The sequence below is a fragment of the Vibrio sp. E14 genome, from assembly GCF_020515785.1.
GTDB classification, from domain to species: Bacteria; Pseudomonadota; Gammaproteobacteria; order Enterobacterales; family Vibrionaceae; genus Vibrio; species Vibrio diabolicus.
In genome coordinates, this window is sequence record NZ_JAHPJI010000002.1 from 93,283 (window position 1) to 108,909 (window position 15,627).

Annotated in this window: 13 protein-coding genes; 5 read left to right on the forward strand and 8 right to left on the reverse strand. The window is 44.4% G+C overall.

Going from position 1 to position 15,627, the window contains the following annotated elements:
- Positions 1 to 77: 77 nt before the first annotated feature.
- The gene (locus LIX84_RS05775) at positions 78 to 377 is read left to right on the forward strand and encodes a hypothetical protein (RefSeq protein WP_074191498.1); all 300 of its coding nucleotides are present in this window, start codon (positions 78 to 80) and stop codon (positions 375 to 377) included.
- Positions 378 to 708: 331 nt separating this feature from the next.
- Positions 709 to 1,899 carry an amino acid aminotransferase gene (locus LIX84_RS05780; RefSeq protein ID WP_074191499.1) on the forward strand — a complete coding sequence of 397 codons (1,191 nt, stop codon included), beginning with the start codon at positions 709 to 711 and terminating at the stop codon, positions 1,897 to 1,899.
- Positions 1,900 to 1,986: 87 nt separating this feature from the next.
- Here the strand turns inward: LIX84_RS05780 and LIX84_RS05785 are convergent, their stop codons facing one another.
- Complete coding sequence (locus LIX84_RS05785; RefSeq protein ID WP_074191500.1) at positions 1,987 to 2,628, reverse strand: outer membrane beta-barrel protein; 642 nt, start codon at positions 2,626 to 2,628, stop codon at positions 1,987 to 1,989.
- A 318-nt stretch (positions 2,629 to 2,946) separates the two neighbouring features.
- Between LIX84_RS05785 and LIX84_RS05790 the strand changes: the two genes are divergently transcribed.
- Positions 2,947 to 4,836: a DUF294 nucleotidyltransferase-like domain-containing protein gene (locus LIX84_RS05790; RefSeq protein ID WP_226420882.1), complete on the forward strand. Its 1,890-nt coding sequence runs from the start codon at positions 2,947 to 2,949 to the stop codon at positions 4,834 to 4,836.
- A gap of 8 nt (positions 4,837 to 4,844) precedes the next feature.
- Positions 4,845 to 5,564, forward strand: coding sequence for a 3'-5' exonuclease (locus tag LIX84_RS05795; protein WP_080955984.1), 720 nt, complete (start codon positions 4,845 to 4,847; stop codon positions 5,562 to 5,564).
- Between the two features lie 70 nt (positions 5,565 to 5,634).
- On the opposite strand, the gene LIX84_RS05800 is transcribed toward LIX84_RS05795, so the two are convergent.
- Both LIX84_RS05800 and LIX84_RS05805 read right to left on the reverse strand, forming a co-directional pair.
- A complete protein-coding gene (locus tag LIX84_RS05800; protein WP_012841645.1) occupies positions 5,635 to 7,518 on the reverse strand; it encodes a methyl-accepting chemotaxis protein in 1,884 nt (627 codons plus the stop codon).
- Positions 7,519 to 7,747: 229 nt separating this feature from the next.
- Positions 7,748 to 9,319 (reverse strand): BCCT family transporter, encoded by a 1,572-nt coding sequence (locus LIX84_RS05805; RefSeq protein ID WP_176319976.1) that lies wholly within the window; start codon positions 9,317 to 9,319, stop codon positions 7,748 to 7,750.
- Positions 9,320 to 9,706: 387 nt separating this feature from the next.
- Here LIX84_RS05805 and LIX84_RS05810 point away from each other — a divergent pair, with 387 nt between their 5' ends.
- Positions 9,707 to 10,183: a MarR family winged helix-turn-helix transcriptional regulator gene (locus tag LIX84_RS05810; protein WP_031780419.1), complete on the forward strand. Its 477-nt coding sequence runs from the start codon at positions 9,707 to 9,709 to the stop codon at positions 10,181 to 10,183.
- A gap of 40 nt (positions 10,184 to 10,223) precedes the next feature.
- Here LIX84_RS05810 and LIX84_RS05815 read toward each other — a convergent pair whose 3' ends face one another.
- From LIX84_RS05815 to LIX84_RS05835, 5 genes are all read right to left on the reverse strand, one after another.
- Positions 10,224 to 10,862, reverse strand: coding sequence for a response regulator (locus LIX84_RS05815; protein WP_005394727.1), 639 nt, complete (start codon positions 10,860 to 10,862; stop codon positions 10,224 to 10,226).
- Positions 10,855 to 12,210 (reverse strand): cache domain-containing protein, encoded by a 1,356-nt coding sequence (locus LIX84_RS05820; RefSeq protein WP_012841643.1) that lies wholly within the window; start codon positions 12,208 to 12,210, stop codon positions 10,855 to 10,857. Before LIX84_RS05820 ends, LIX84_RS05815 begins: the two co-directional genes overlap by 8 nt.
- 151 nt (positions 12,211 to 12,361) lie before the next feature.
- The gene (locus tag LIX84_RS05825) at positions 12,362 to 13,648 is read right to left on the reverse strand and encodes a TRAP transporter large permease (RefSeq protein ID WP_005394731.1); all 1,287 of its coding nucleotides are present in this window, start codon (positions 13,646 to 13,648) and stop codon (positions 12,362 to 12,364) included.
- Between the two features lie 12 nt (positions 13,649 to 13,660).
- The gene (locus LIX84_RS05830) at positions 13,661 to 14,200 is read right to left on the reverse strand and encodes a TRAP transporter small permease subunit (protein ID WP_047009966.1); all 540 of its coding nucleotides are present in this window, start codon (positions 14,198 to 14,200) and stop codon (positions 13,661 to 13,663) included.
- Positions 14,201 to 14,315: 115 nt separating this feature from the next.
- Positions 14,316 to 15,407, reverse strand: a complete 1,092-nt coding sequence (locus LIX84_RS05835; RefSeq protein ID WP_005394734.1) for a TRAP transporter substrate-binding protein — start codon at positions 15,405 to 15,407, stop codon at positions 14,316 to 14,318.
- Between the last annotated feature and the right edge of the window lie 220 nt (positions 15,408 to 15,627).

Genomic DNA, 15,627 nt, shown 5'->3' on the forward strand with positions numbered 1-15,627 from the left:
ATTTTCATTACATCTGTTACATTTAGATAGTAATGGTGATGCACACCTCAACTCATGGATTATGAGAGAAAACAATAATGGCGAAATACAACGAAGAAGACATTAAATACAAAGGTGAATCCAACGGCGTACATTCTTGGAGTTCACCTTCCGGCCAACCTTATTATTGGCACCCAGATTGGCTACACGTAGCGGAAGATGCGACGGGCACACACCCGAAACAAAAGCTTGACGTCGAAAAAGCGGAAGTCCCAACAGAGAAGCACGCGTTAAAAGCAATCTTAAAGCATATGAACGACTGGGCGACTGAGAAGCTTTCTTCTAACCCAGACATCGAAACCAATGCGGTTGAGTCTGAAATCGATCTGAAGAAATAACATCAATCGGCCTCTATACTTCTTACAAGCAAACGCTCCAACTTTAGTGGGGCGTTTTTGTCGCAACTAGTAACCGCCACTCCACGTAAATCACTAACGCAAAGCACTAAAGTCAAACGATTGGTACGTGAACAAAACTTCATCAACCATGGTATAAATCCCCTTCAAACTCTGTGCCTACCAAACGTTTTCATGGCAAAAACTTTAGTTATGTTATAATTCTGTTTCAAATCGCAACTTTTTTAGGTTTTCTTTTCAGTAACGGTTGTAACCAATATTGCTGAAAGGTATAAATGTTAGCACACCCCTTCGATTAACATGGATGAAGATTATGTTTGAAAAAGTAGTTGCCGCTCCGGCTGACCCTATTCTTGGCCTTACTGAAGAGTTTAAAAAAGATACTCGCGCAGACAAAATTAACCTTGGCGTAGGTATTTACAAAAACGAGCAAGGCGAAACTCCCGTTCTTGCAACAGTAAAGAAAGCTGAAGCAGCGCTTGTTGAAACTGAAAAAACCAAATCTTACCTAACTATCGAAGGCACAGCAGAGTACGGCATTGCAGTACAAAAACTGCTTTTCGGCTCTGATGCAGAAATTGTAAACGAAAAACGCGCTAAAACAGCTCAAGCTCCAGGTGGTACTGGTGCATTACGTGTTGCTGGTGAGTTCATTAAACGCCAACTTGGCGATGTAAAAATCTGGATCAGCAACCCTACTTGGGCAAACCACAACGGCGTATTTACTGCCGCTGGTATCGAAACGGCACAATACAGCTACTACAACGCAGAAACAAAAGACAAAGACTTCGATGCAATGCTAAACGATCTGCAATCTGCATCTGAAGGTGACATCGTGCTTCTACACGGCTGCTGCCACAACCCTACTGGTATCGATCCAACTGCTGAAGAATGGGAAACATTGGCGAAACTTGTCGCAGAGAAGAAATTGCTTCCTCTATTTGACTTCGCATACCAAGGCTTTGCTAAAGGCGTGGAAGAGGATGCTGCGGGTCTTCGTACTTTTGCTAAGTACAACAAAGAAATCCTAGTCGCGAGCTCGTTCTCAAAAAACTTTGGCCTTTACAACGAACGCGTTGGTGCCTTCACGTTAGTAGCGGAATCAGAAGAAGTCGCAACAACCGCATTCTCGCAAGTTAAAGCCATTATTCGCTCTATCTACTCTAACCCACCAGCGCACGGCAGCGCGGTCGTGACTCACATTCTTGGCAATGCCGAAATGCGTGCGGAATGGGAAGCTGAAGTAGCAGAAATGCGTGACCGTATCCAAGAGATGCGTGAACTATTTGTAGCGACACTAAAATCAGAAGGTGTGGACGCAGACTTTAGCTTCATCGAACGTCAAAATGGTATGTTCTCTTTCTCTGGCCTATCTAAAGAGCAAGTAAACCGTCTGAAAGAAGAGTTCGGTATTTACATCGTCGGTTCAGGCCGAATCAGTGTTGCTGGTATGACGAAGTCAAATATGGTTCCTCTATGTAAAGGCATTGCAGCGGTTTTATAATCGATAGTCGCATACTTTATTAAAAGAAAAGGTCAGCATAAGCTGACCTTTTTGTTTTTATTTATTGCCAATAAATGAACCGGTCCGCTAGTAGACAAACTTCAAACTCAGCCCCACTTCATTGACATAATCAGAGCTTTCACCGCTGTAATCGGTATCTCTAAACTGATAAAAAAGACCGGTACCAATAACATCATGCCATTGGTAGTTAAAACCTATCTTAAAATTGTTCTCATCGACGATATCACTGCGGTTAACTTCCACCTCGGCCGTCGCAATAAGTTTTTCACTGAATAAGTAATTCACCCCAACGGTGATGGCTTGAAGCAGTTCGCTATCTGAAGATAACGTATTATCCGTTTTGTCGTCCGTCGCTTTCGCTTTGATTGCACCTATTCCATATTTACCGTAGATATCGAATTGATCCGTAATCCCATAACGATAACCACCACCAAACAACAAACGGTCAATGCGAAGAGTAAAGTCGTCCGGATGGAAAAACTGCGCTGAGTAATCGACATTAAACAACCAGTTCTCAGTAAATAAGTAATTACCACCGAGTCCAATTGTGGTCGCGTTCGAATTATCTAACCACTCTTCATTTGTGGTTCCGGCACCCACATCCAAGTGAATGTGTTCATACCCAAATTTTTCTGCTTGGTCCATGACCGCCGCGCTAGTTACTGCTGGCAAAGCAGCTAAAGACGCAAGCAATAAACTTCTCACCATTCGACTTCCTTTCATGAGAATTATTTAAACACTGCCCCCAAATCACCTTGAGTGGCTTAGTTCAACAAAAATAACTTAGTTTACAGACGCGGTAACGATTTGAAATCTGCTATGCCTCTAAATCAAGCATTGGCCCAAAATATATCGACCACGTCCGCTCACCTTTTAAGTGACTATATAGTAGTAGAAATGCCGATTCCTTATCGTGCGATATGTCAGAATCTTATGACTGAGTACGAAAATCACGGTTCAGATAAGACTCTGTTTTAAAACTAAGTTAAGATTACTTTATTATTTGCGAACTAAAAGGCACCTTCGATGGATGCAGAACTTCTCGAGATTTATAACTTTCTCGCCAAGTACCCCCCGTTCAATGAACTCCCTGAAGAAACACTAAACAAGGTGACAGAGAGCGTCGAGATCTCGTACTACCGAGAAGATACCCCAATCATCCATTTTGGAGACTATATCCAAGATCTCTACGTGGTGCGAAGCGGTGTCGTAGAAGTTTATCGACGTAAAGGAGAGCTTTATAACCGTCTTGATGAAGGTGACCTCTTTGGTCAAATGGGAATGCTAACCAACAACAAAGTACGCTTTCCAGTAAAAGCCATTGAAGATACTCTGCTCTATTGTATTCCTGGTGACGTTTTCCAAGAGATATACGACAACTTTGATTCCTTTGCAGACTTTGTCGAAGTGGAAAATAGTGCTCGTTTACGCCAAGCCATTTCAGAAAACAAAGATGCCAATGACCTGACGACATCGAAAGTGAAAACCTTGCTGACTGGCGATGCTCATACGATTGATCGTGGTCAGACAATCCAGCAAGCCGCGCAGCAGATGGCGAATGACAACGTATCTGCTCTACTTATCGTCGATCCAGATTTCGTTCGTGACGAAGATGACCCACAGTCTCCGGTACTTGGTATTATTACTGACCGTGACTTGTGTACCCGTGTGTTAGCCGAAGGCTTGTCTCTACAGGACGATGTATCAAGTGTGATGACCACTGAAGTCATGTCTCTTGATCACAATGCCTACATCTATGAAGCAATGTTAACCATGCTGCGTTACAACGTGCACCATCTGCCTGTGGTTAAAAACCAATTGCCTATTGGTATTATCGAAACAACCGACATTGTTCGTTATGAATCACAAAACTCGCTCTTATTGGTGAGCAGCATTTTCCAACAACAGACCATCGAAGATTTGGCAGTTGTTGCTGAAGAAGTAAAAAGCAGCTTTGTACGCCTGGTCAACGAAGATGCCAACTCACACATGGTGGGCAGTGCGATGTCCGTAATTGGTCGAAGCTTCAAACAACGTCTGTTAGAAATGGCTGAAGAAGAGCTTGGCCCACCACCAATTCCTTATTGTTTCCTTGCACTTGGCTCAATGGGACGTGATGAGCAACTGTTGGTGACTGACCAAGATAACGCCATCATTCTAGATGAGACCTACCAAGAAGAGAAACATGGTAAGTACTTCGAAGCTTTAGCAAAATACGTCAGTGATGGATTAGATGCCTGTGGCTACAAGTATTGTACGGGCGATATTATGGCAACCAACCCATTATGGCGCATGACTCGTTCAGAGTGGGAAGAGTGCTTCGCTGACTGGATTGATAACCCGAACCCGAAAGCGCTACTCAACGCGTCCATCTTTTTCGATTTGGATGGCGTTTACGGTCGCTTAAAATGGGCAGAACAATTAACCAGCTTTATTGTTCGTCGTGCGCGTAAAAACAATCGCTTCTTAGCCTGTCTGGCTCGCAACGCACTTAACCGAACGCCGCCACTTGGCTTCTTTAAAGACTTTGTGATGGAGAAAGATGGCAGACACAACAACTCCATCAACCTCAAACGTCGTGGTACGGCTCCTCTGGTCGACTTAATTCGCGTTCACTCTCTGGCGGTTGGCTCACGCGCACAGAACTCGTTTGAGCGTCTCGACGACATCATTGATGCTGGCATTTTGCCAAAAGGTCGTGCACAAGACTTAAAAGACGCACTAGAGTTTATTTCCATGGTGCGTATTCGTCACCAAGCGACGGACGTGGAATTAGGCATTGACCCAGATAACAATATCGAACCAGAAAATCTCTCTGAATTTGAACGTCGCAACCTAAAAGATGCTTTCCAAATCCTAAGCAATGGTCAGAACTTCCTTAAGTTCCGCTACCAAGCGAATAAGAGCTTTAAGTGAGGTTGAACATGATCAAAAAGCTCTTTCAGAAGCCAACCATTCAGTGGCCAACGAAATTTGAACAAAAGTTGGAGATGGCTAAAGATGAGAATTTAATTGCGTTTTATAGCAATAAACCACCTGCACCAGAGACCCCCCTGTCTGAGGTGGAGTTCGTCGCGCTAGATTTCGAAACGACGGGGTTGAACCCCGAGAAACATGACATCATTACCATTGGTTTAGTGCCGTTTAACTTGAAGCGGATTTTTTTGCGCAATTCACGTCATTGGAAAGTTCGCCCGCAGCGAGCACTCGATGAAGACTCGGTAATCATACATGGTATTACTCACAGTGAATTGATCGATGCACCTGACTTGGGCGACATCTTAAGCGAGCTACTACCATGCTTAAGCGGAAAAATCATTGTTGTGCATTATCGTCGTATCGAGAGAGAATTTCTGGATAAAGCACTCAAAAGCCGTTTAGGGGAAGGAATTGAATTTCCAGTGATAGATACGCTGCATCTTGAAGAAACCATTCAACAGAAACGCTCTGGCTCACTCTGGGAGCGTTTAAAAGGGAAAAAGCCAGAATCGGTTCGGCTAGCGCAATCTCGACGCCGTTATGGTCTGCCAGACTATACCCCTCACCATGCATTAACCGATGCAATTGCTACGGCAGAACTGCTACAAGCGCAAATCGCCCATCATTATAGCGAAGAGCAACCGATCAGTGAGTTCTGGCTATAACGTCTTGCTAGCTTAATAAGCGTTCAAAAAAGGAGCCAAATGGCTCCTTTTTATTTAGGTCGGTATCCGATTACAGCTTAAAGCGTTGAATCTCTTGCTCTAATTCGTGTGAAAGCTCAGATAGGTGGGCAGCTTGTTCTGCTGCTTGATGAGCTTCTACAGACAGCTCGTTAGAAACGTCACGAATGCCTTCAGTATTACGCGTGATCTCGGTTGTTACCGATGCTTGCTCTTCTGCCGCCGATGCAATCTGCGTTGCCATGTCACTGATGCGCTCAACAGCAGTATGGATTTGCGTCAAGCTCGCTGCAGCCGCGTTTGCATCATCAACACTGGTGTCAGCCAGACGACGGCTATCACCCATGATGCCAACCGCTTTCGCTGTTGTGCCCTGTAACATCTCGATAGTTTCTTGAATCTCTTGCGTTGAAGCATGAGTGCGTTGGCTCAATACGCGAACTTCATCCGCAACCACAGCAAAGCCACGGCCTTGTTCACCTGCACGTGCCGCTTCAATTGCCGCGTTAAGTGCAAGTAGGTTAGTTTGCTCAGCAATACCTTGAATCGTTGATAGAATCGTATTGATGCTATTTCCGTGTGCTTCTAGCTCTTGAATCACATCAGTGGCAACTTGAACTTCTTGCGCCAAGTTCTGGATAGAACCTTGCGTCTGAGTCACTTGGCTAGAACCGTGTGAACAAGCTTGAACCGCTTCCTCTGAGTTACTTGCCGTGCTATCTGCATTACCTGCAATTTCTTGTGTCGCTGCAGCCATTTCGTTCACAGCCGTCGCCACCATGTTGATTTCATCTTGCTGGTAAGAGATACGCTGACTACGCTCTTCAGCTTGCTGTGCCGTCGTGCGTGCTTGCTCTGAAAGCGCAGATGATACGTGGCTAAGCTTGGTCACCATCGTGTGCATGTTGCCAACAAAGCGGTTGAAGTTTTCAGCCAGTTTACCGACTTCATCATCACTGCGTGGTTCTAGTCGTTGCGTTAAGTCACCTTCACCAGATGCAATTTCCTCAAGTGCATTTGATACGCGGCTCAAGTCACGGAACAAGAAACCAACCAACCAAGATACCGCAAGAATAACCACAATGGTGATCATCACTGCAGTGATCAATAGGTCACGTAACAATACCGCATGCCCAGCTTCTTCCGTTGCGCGATCCATTTCAATCGCGAACATCCAATGCGTGCCAGGTACTTTATTAAAGTAGTAAAGCTTCTCTTTACCTTTGATTACCGTATCTTCGATACGACCTTCATCTGCAGCGCGCTCGATTGCCTCTTCTGAAAAGTCTTTTAGAACACTGGTGATAGGCTTAAGCGTTAAACTTTTATCTGGATGCGCTAGGAACGTACCTTCGTTCATATCGATTAACATCGCATGCGCATTTTCACCTGCATCTAGGTTAATCACGTCGCTGATAAGCTGATCGATCAGTACATCTGCACCAACAACACCAACAAACTGACCATTTTTCATTACTGGCTCAGCAATGGTTACAAGCAGCGCGTTAGTGATTGCATCTTGATATGCAGCTGTGATGATCTGCTTACCTGCGGCGTTAGCATCTTTGTACCAAGGACGAGTACGAGGATCGTAATCAGCACGGTTACGCTCTGGGTGAGAGCGATACATATCACCGTTTGGTGTACCAAGGAAGATGTCATCAAAGCCACCAGCCTTGCGAGCTTGTTGTAGGAAAGGGACAACGTCTTGCTCTGTCGAGTAGTCGTTGAATGCAGTAGCAATATCTTTACGGATATTGACCCAATCAGAAATTCCTTCTGACGCAGTAGTACTTAGACTTTGCGCACGTGAATAGACACCTGAACGAGTCTGATCAAATAATTGACCAGCCGACAACCAAGTAAGTGCTGTTGCCATCACAACAACAGCAGAAAGGCTTGCGCCAATAAGCTTTTGTTTTAATGATAATTTCATATTTATAGTTTTTGAGTTGGGAGAACAGTTAAGGTGTGTGAATATTACACACTTTTTCACGACTATTCACTAATTTTTAAAAAACAAAATAGCACATTAACTCTTTGTAAAATATGAACTTTCATGTGTCATTTTTTTGTCTCACCGTCATAAAAACCGCACAAAAAAGCCAGCAAAATGCTGGCCTTTTGATTACTTGTTACTCAGACTGATTTATAAAATGCCTGAGTTATTGACGTTCTGTTCTCATACCCATCAATAAGCTCACACACATTGCAAGCAGAATGAAGGTAAACGGTAGTGCTGTAGAAATTGCACCTGCCTGAAGCGCTTGAACTGCTTCTGAGCCACCAATCCACAGTAGAGCAACCGCAATTGCACCTTCCATAAATGCCCAGAAAACACGTTGAAGTACAGGAGCGTCGACTTTACCGCCCGCTGTGATGCTGTCGATAACAAGTGAACCAGAGTCAGAAGACGTGATGAAGAACACAAGTACCAACACAACAGCAATGATTGAAAGCATGCTACCAAATGGAAGAACATCGAACATTTGGAACATAGCAAGTGAAACGTCAGTCAAACCATTCGTGCCCAACTCACCTACTTTATCAACAACTTGCTCGATCGCTAGACCACCAAATACTGACATCCAAATAACAGTAACAGCGGTTGGAACCAGTAGAACGGCTGTAATGAATTCACGAACGGTACGACCGCGAGAAACACGCGCAATGAACATACCTACGAATGGTGACCATGAAATCCACCAAGCCCAGTAGAATACTGTCCAGCCTTGGAACCATGCCTCATCTGTACGACCAAACGGGTTACTTAGCGGAATAATATTCTCTACGTATGCCATAAGTGTGGTTGGAATCGAGCCTAAACTCGCAGCCCAACCGATAAGACCAACAAGAATCAGTAGCAAGAACGCCACAACCATGTTGATGTTACTAATGACTTTAACGCCACCATCAATACCACGTACGACTGAAACAACAGCAAGCAAAGTTACAACGGTAATGACGACGATTTGTAGGCCAAGGCCTGGCTCAACACCAAATACGTGATGAATACCACTTGCCGCTTGTTGTGCACCTAAGCCCAGTGACGTTGCAAGACCAAACAAGGTCGCAAGAACGGCTAAGATATCCACGATATGACCAGCCCAGCCCCACGCGCGATCACCCAGAAGTGGGTAGAAGATCGAGCGCATAGACAGCGGTAATCCTTTGTTGTAGGCAAAGAATGCTAAAGAAAGTGCTACAACACCGTAAATTGCCCATGGGTGAAGACCCCAGTGGAACATCGTCGCACCCAGTGCCAATCTCGCTGCTTCTGGTGTATTTGCTTCAACACCGAGTGGCGTTTCATACCAACCAGTGAAGTAAGCGACAGGTTCTGCGACACTCCAGAACATTAAACCGATACCCATACCAGCCGCAAATAGCATTGCAAGCCATGACATGAACGAGTAATCGGCAACAGCGTCTTTACCACCTAAGCGGATTTTACCCATTGGCGAAACGATAAGTGCCAAACAGAAAATAACGAAAATATTACCTGCAATAATGAACAACCAATCGAATGAACCAATGATCTTCCATTTCAGCCCATCAAGTGCCGTCTTTGCGGTATGTGCATCTAGAACTAATGCAGCGACAAGAAACAGCGCAATTAAACCTGCACTAATACCAAAAACTGGGTTATGAACATCAAAACCCCATTTTTGAACGTTGTCTTGACCTACCGTATAGTCGGTACTATCGATACTGTACTTATCTATACCCTTTGTCATCGTTCCTCTCTATTTTTGTACTGTTTTTACGTACCAAACAAAAAAATCTTTCGAACACGATACGTTTTACATTCCGTGAAGGCGCAAGATCCTATCATTTGACACGTTTTTGTCTATCTTTTTGCTATGAAAAAATCCAATAACTTACTTTTCACTCAGCAATTTCCGCCTTTAAAAGGATAAACCACTAGCGCAATAGTTAGACCACAAACATTTATTGCTATAATAATTTTAGGTCTTCTTATTTTGTCTACACGACGCGACAAAATGAAATTGGAGACACTACTTAAAATTGTAGTGGTAATTTTTGATTCCACCCCTTTAAATAAGGGCGCATTTAAGTTAGTGTCGCCTCGATAAATGTTCCCTACAGACTGGATGAATAAATTGGAAAAGTACGAAGAAGTATTGGTCTCGATTCGTCAGATCATCCGCGCTATTGATTTACATTCTAAAAAGCTGAGCAAAGAGTCTGGATTGACCGCTCCACAGTTGATTTTGATGCGTGCTATCAATGAGTTAGATAATGTAACGATTAAACAGTTGTCTAGCCACACTAACATGAGCCAAGCGACCGCAACGACCATTCTAGATAGACTAGAACGAGGCCAGTTTGTTGAGCGTCAACGCAGTGTTCAAGACAAGCGTAAAGTGCATGCTGTACTTACGAGCAAAGGCCAAGAAGCCCTAAAGCAAGCACCAACGCCATTGCAGGAACACTTCATTAATCGATTCCAAAAATTGGAAGAATGGGAGCAGTCTCTGCTGCTATCTTCCGTTCAACGCATCTCAACAATGATGAATGCAGAGGATATCGATGTCGCTCCAATGCTAGAGCTTGGCAGCATTACAAAAGTCGATTAATTTCGCTCTCACGTGCTCGCTTTTTGCGGGCACTACTCTCCTACTCCGTTAACCCTGTTTCAAACGCATATTTCGCTAGCTCTGCCGTCGAATGTAAATCCAACTTGTGCTTAATGTTGTGGCGATGCGTCTCTACCGTTCGGTAGCTAATGTTAAGTAGTGTGGCGATTTTCTTACTGCTGTTTCCTTGAGCGACTAATTTAAGCACCGCTTCTTCCCTACGGCTAAGTGGATTCGTTTTTTGAGTGGCTGGCACCACCTCTTGGGTAAAAAGCGTTTGTGTGACAGACTCGCAGAAATACGTTGAACCTTGATTCACCGTTTTTATTGCTTGCACCATTTTCTCGGCCGAGATTTCCTTGAGCATGTACCCTACTGCGCCAGCTTGCATGACCTTCATGATGTATTCACGGTTATCGTGCATGGTCAGCATAAGTATTTTGCTTTCTGGTCGCTCTTCTTTAATTACCCCAGTCGCTTCAATACCGTTCATTATCGGCATGCTAATGTCCATCAAGATGACATCAGGCTGAAGGTGCTTTGCGACTTCTATCGCTTCCAGCCCATTGCTTGCCGTACCGACCACTTCAATGTCAGGCTCTAACTCCAAGCGAGCCATGAAGCCATCTAAGACCACTTGATGATCATCCACAATCACCACACTAATCGGTTTATCCATAAACTAATTCATCCAAATTAAGCAGCACGGTAATCTCTGTTCCTAAACCAAGCTCACTCATCAGTTCAAACTCACCACCAATGAACTCTACACGCTCTTGCATGTTCCTTAACCCAATCCCTTGTTGGTGCACTGCTTGGTTAACCACAAAGCCAACACCGTCGTCACGTATGAGTAATTGCAGCATATTGCCCATTTTTTGCAAAGTAACCGTCACTTTTTTCGCTCTTGCGTGTTTTTCGATATTGTTCAAAGACTCTTGAGCAACACGATACAAGGTCGTCGCGACTTCCGACGTCAGTTTGTACTGCTGAGTATCAAAATTACTCTCGATATCAATCCCAGAGTGAGAGTGAAAGTCTTGCAGTAAAGTGGTCAGTGCCGCCTCTAAGCCGATATCATCAAGGGCGCTAGGGCGAAGTTGATGAGAAATATGCCTTACTTCATTTATCGCGGTGACCAATGAGCGTTGCGATTTATCTAAGTGGGATTTGAGTTTTTCGTCTTCCAGTCTATGACTCATTAAATCCAAATGACATTTACTAGAAACTAACAACTGGTTGATTCCATCATGCAACTCTCTCGCTAGATGCTTTTTCTCATCCTCTTGAAACATGACGGTTTTATGTGCCAACTCTTTAAGGTTTTTATCGGCAAGACGGTGTTCATGCAGATTGATCGCTAAAGTGAGAACGATAATTACAGCAACGGTCACCGCTAAGATCACGACGACCGAGAAAAAAGTCGTTTCGATATTTTTGTTCACCGCAGCACGCATATTGGCGACTTCTTGACTGACGTCCTCAATATAGAGCCCTGTCCCTATCATCCATTCCCACTTATCGAGCCATGCGGCGTAGCTAAGCTTTGGGACGACCTCACCCGTAGATGGCTTTTGCCACAGGTACTGATGAAATCCACCACCTGATTGAGCTTGATACAACAAAGCTTCGATTAGACGATCGCCATTCTCGTCTTCAAGATAGAGTAAGTTCTCCCCGACTAGCTCTGGAAGAACAGGATGTACAAGGTTGGTGCCGTATTTATCGTAAGCAAAAAAGTAACCGTCTGCTCCGTAGCTTAAACGGTTTAAAATCGCTTTCACGCGTGTTTTAGCAACGCCCTCTTCTAAGGTTGGATCGTTGTAAATATAAGAAATGGAGTCAAAGGCGACGTCGACCGTGTCTTTGAGCGCCGCCTCTTTTGATTGGATCAGGTTTTGATGAAAGATCTCTACCTCCCTTTTGCCAAGAGTCTTGGTTTGATAGATAGAAATCCAACTGATACTCGCTGACACCAATACCACGGGTATCAATGTCAGCAGAATTAACTTTGCTTTGAGAGGCATCCCTTTCCTCCATGAAACGCTGCTTTACAGCTCACTATCTTAGCAGCACAAATAACTCGACTTCGTCCGCCTAGACATAAATAGCAGCTTAACAACTTGTCTCAAAAGGTAAAAACTCTCAGTTCACAAAATCTCTTTTATTATCGAGTGATCAACTCATGCCATAAAAGCCTGGGAAAAACAGCAAAGAAGCCAACACGACAATTTGAATCGCGATAAACGGCATCACACCTTTGTAAATATCTCGCGTAGTGACACCTGCTGGTGCGACGCCTTTTAGATAGAACAAACTAAAACCAAATGGCGGTGTTAGGAATGATGTCTGTAAGTTCATTGCGATAAGAATCGCAAACCACGTCATGTTGATACCCATCAACTCAGCGACCGGCGCAATAATTGGCACGATGATAAAGCAGATTTCAACGAAGTCGATAAAGAAGCCTAAAATCAGAATCACCACCATGGTAATGATGAGGAAGCCCCACTTTTCTCCAGGTAGTTCTAGCATCCACTCTTCGACTAGATAATCACCGCCAGTGTAGGTAAATGCCATTGAGAAGGCGGTTGCCCCTAGCAAAATAGCAAAGACCATTGCGGTTACTTTAACGGTTTCTTTCGATGCATCATAAATCATCGACCAACTAAACTGCTTATACAGTAACGACAGAACTATCGCACCAGCGCCGCCCAGAGCCGCTGACTCTGTTGGCGTTGCAATCCCAGCAAAGATTGAGCCCAATACCACAATTATCAGTGCTAGTGGCGGTAAAACGGCTTTCAGCGCAGTGAACACTTCTTGCTTTCGACTGATCGACTCATCGCGCTCTATCGCCTGTGCGGCTTGAGGGTTCAACTTCGCGTAAATAAGAATGTAGATAACATAGGCGCCGACGAGCGTGATACCGGGCCAGATTGCAGCTTGGAATAAGTCCCCGACCGGAACGCCGAGTACATCCCCTAACAAGATCAACACGATAGAAGGCGGGATAATTTGTCCCAAGGTACCAGACGCACAAATAGTCCCGCACGCCAAGCCTTTGTCGTAATTGTATTTAAGCATCACAGGCAATGAGATCAACCCCATCGCAACAACCGATGCGCCGACTACGCCCGTTGACGCGGCAAGTAATGCACCAACTAATACTGTCGAAATAGCAATACCACCACGGACACCGCCGAACAGACGTCCCATTGACTCAAGCAGTTGCTCTGCAAGCTTCGTCTTCTGAAGTACTAGTCCCATGAAGACAAACAATGGTACGGCCATTAGCACCGTATTTTCCATAATGGATTGAATACGATATGGCATGAAAGCAAACATCTCGATGCCTTCAGCCCAAACACCAAAAATCAGTGCAATACCGCCAAAAGTAAAGGCAACGGGGAATCCCAATAAAAGCGCAAAGAGCGCGACAAAAAACATCACTATACCGATCATAATGACTTCCTTTTACGACTTACCGTTATTACCGGCATAGATAAGATGAGGGTTAACAATCTTGTTGATCGAATGCAGCAGCAGTCCAATGCCACTGACTGCCATAAAGAAAAATGATAGCGGAATCATCGCTTTGATGATCCAACGATATGGCAATCCGCCTGGATCACCAGACGTCTCGCCTAGCGCGTAACTTTCTTTGGCGAAATCGACACCAAACCAAGCCACCAGTAGGCAAAAAGGGAATAAGAAAAATAGCGTGCCTATGATGTCGATGATGGATTGTGCTTTGTAAGATAAGCGTTCATAAAAAATGTCAACGCGAACATGGCCACCAGACTTAATCGCGTAAGGCACACCAAGCAGAAATACGGCGGAGAATAGATGCCATTCCATTTCTTGGAATGCAATGGATACATCGTTGAATACATATCGCATCACAACGTCGTAAACCACATTCACCAACAATAAAATAAACAGGATGCTGGACAACCATCCGAGGAAATCGCTAAAGCGGTTAAATAATCGCTCAATATAAATAAGACTTCTCATTCCGAACTCCGTGGAACGTTTGGATACGCTCCGCTATGGTGCGGAGCATTCATTATGAAGTTTTCTTGGGCTTCGTTCGCAGGCTAAACCTCTCGGCGTCGCCTGCGTCATAACGTTATTGTTGAGCTTGACTGTTTAAGTAAGCTCGGTGTGAAATGTCTGACCAAGGTCGAACTTGATTCATGTAGTTCGCTTGCGACTCTTGAATCTCTTTCGCCAAAGCATCTTTTTCTGCGTGCTCTTTCAACAAACGATCGTTTGCTTCTCGCAACGCAGCCACTACTTCAGGCGGGAAGTCTTTGACTTCAACATTTGGGTATTCAGATTTGATAGATGCCCAGTTTTTGCCACTTTCGTGTTTCGATTGCGTGTACATATCGTAAGCGGCGGTTTTCATTGCTACTTGTAAAATCGCTTTTAGATCATCAGGTAGACGGTTCCAAGTACGCTTATTAACAAGGAACTGAAGCTCAGTTGCTGGCTCATGCCAACCTGTGTAGTAGTATGGCGCGATTTTGTGGAAGCCCATGCGCAAGTCCAATGATGGACCAACCCACTCCAAGGCATCAATTGTGCGACGCTCTAGAGAGGTATATAGTTCACCAGGGGCGATATTCGTTGGTTTTGCACCTAGCTCTGCCAAGATCTCACCAGCAAAACCTGGGATACGCATTTTCAAACCCTGCAAATCCTCGACGGACTTGATCTCTTTCTGGAACCACCCGCCCATCTGAGTATCGGTATTACCGCCAGGGAAAGACATCAAATTATGTGGAGAGTACACCTTCTCCATCAGCTCCATACCACCGCCGTAGTAAAACCACGCATACTGCTCAGTTGGTAACATACCGAAAGGCATAGAAGTGAAGTAAAGTGTGTTTGGAACCTTGCCCTTCCAGTAGTAAGACGCCGAGTGGCCCATGTCGTATTGACCAGACTTAACCATATCAAACACCCCAAAAGGCGCTTTGTGCTTGTTTGCGGAATCAATACGGATTTGCAGACGCCCGTTGGACATCTCCTCTGCCATTTTTGCCATGTTTTTTGTCGCATCACCAAAAATCGGGAAGTTAGGTCCCCAAGTTTCAGCAAGCTTTAAACGATAGACTTTTTCAGCAGCATTTGCAGAAGTCACAACGAATGTCATCGCGGCAACGACAGCGGTTGTTTTGAGCACTCGTTTTAAAGATTTTTGGATTAGACTCATCGTTCACGTCCTTTATCACCAAGGTTATTGTTGTCATCCATTTCATTAGGATTGGCTGTATTCGGTATAAAAGATGTAACAATGTTGTCGAATGCGAAATGGGCATGAACACGGAAGCGAGTAATTCATCAATAAGACATTAGCCTTAGGTATTACGTATAACTACGTAGGATAGCCGTTATACAACAAGTTTAACTATCATAAAATTAATGAGTTACTT

What these genes read in the sequence shown, in the direction of transcription:
- LIX84_RS05775 (WP_074191498.1), top strand. Translation starts at nt 78, where the DNA reads ATGGCGAAATACAACGAAGAAGACATTAAATACAAAGGTGAATCCAAC.
- LIX84_RS05780 (WP_074191499.1), top strand. Translation starts at nt 709, where the DNA reads ATGTTTGAAAAAGTAGTTGCCGCTCCGGCTGACCCTATTCTTGGCCTT.
- LIX84_RS05785 (WP_074191500.1), bottom strand. Translation starts at nt 2,628, where the DNA reads ATGGTGAGAAGTTTATTGCTTGCGTCTTTAGCTGCTTTGCCAGCAGTA.
- LIX84_RS05790 (WP_226420882.1), top strand. Translation starts at nt 2,947, where the DNA reads ATGGATGCAGAACTTCTCGAGATTTATAACTTTCTCGCCAAGTACCCC.
- LIX84_RS05795 (WP_080955984.1), top strand. Translation starts at nt 4,845, where the DNA reads ATGATCAAAAAGCTCTTTCAGAAGCCAACCATTCAGTGGCCAACGAAA.
- LIX84_RS05800 (WP_012841645.1), bottom strand. Translation starts at nt 7,518, where the DNA reads ATGAAATTATCATTAAAACAAAAGCTTATTGGCGCAAGCCTTTCTGCT.
- LIX84_RS05805 (WP_176319976.1), bottom strand. Translation starts at nt 9,319, where the DNA reads ATGACAAAGGGTATAGATAAGTACAGTATCGATAGTACCGACTATACG.
- LIX84_RS05815 (WP_005394727.1), bottom strand. Translation starts at nt 10,862, where the DNA reads ATGGATAAACCGATTAGTGTGGTGATTGTGGATGATCATCAAGTGGTC.
- LIX84_RS05820 (WP_012841643.1), bottom strand. Translation starts at nt 12,210, where the DNA reads ATGCCTCTCAAAGCAAAGTTAATTCTGCTGACATTGATACCCGTGGTA.
- LIX84_RS05825 (WP_005394731.1), bottom strand. Translation starts at nt 13,648, where the DNA reads ATGATCGGTATAGTGATGTTTTTTGTCGCGCTCTTTGCGCTTTTATTG.
- LIX84_RS05830 (WP_047009966.1), bottom strand. Translation starts at nt 14,200, where the DNA reads ATGAGAAGTCTTATTTATATTGAGCGATTATTTAACCGCTTTAGCGAT.
- LIX84_RS05835 (WP_005394734.1), bottom strand. Translation starts at nt 15,407, where the DNA reads ATGAGTCTAATCCAAAAATCTTTAAAACGAGTGCTCAAAACAACCGCT.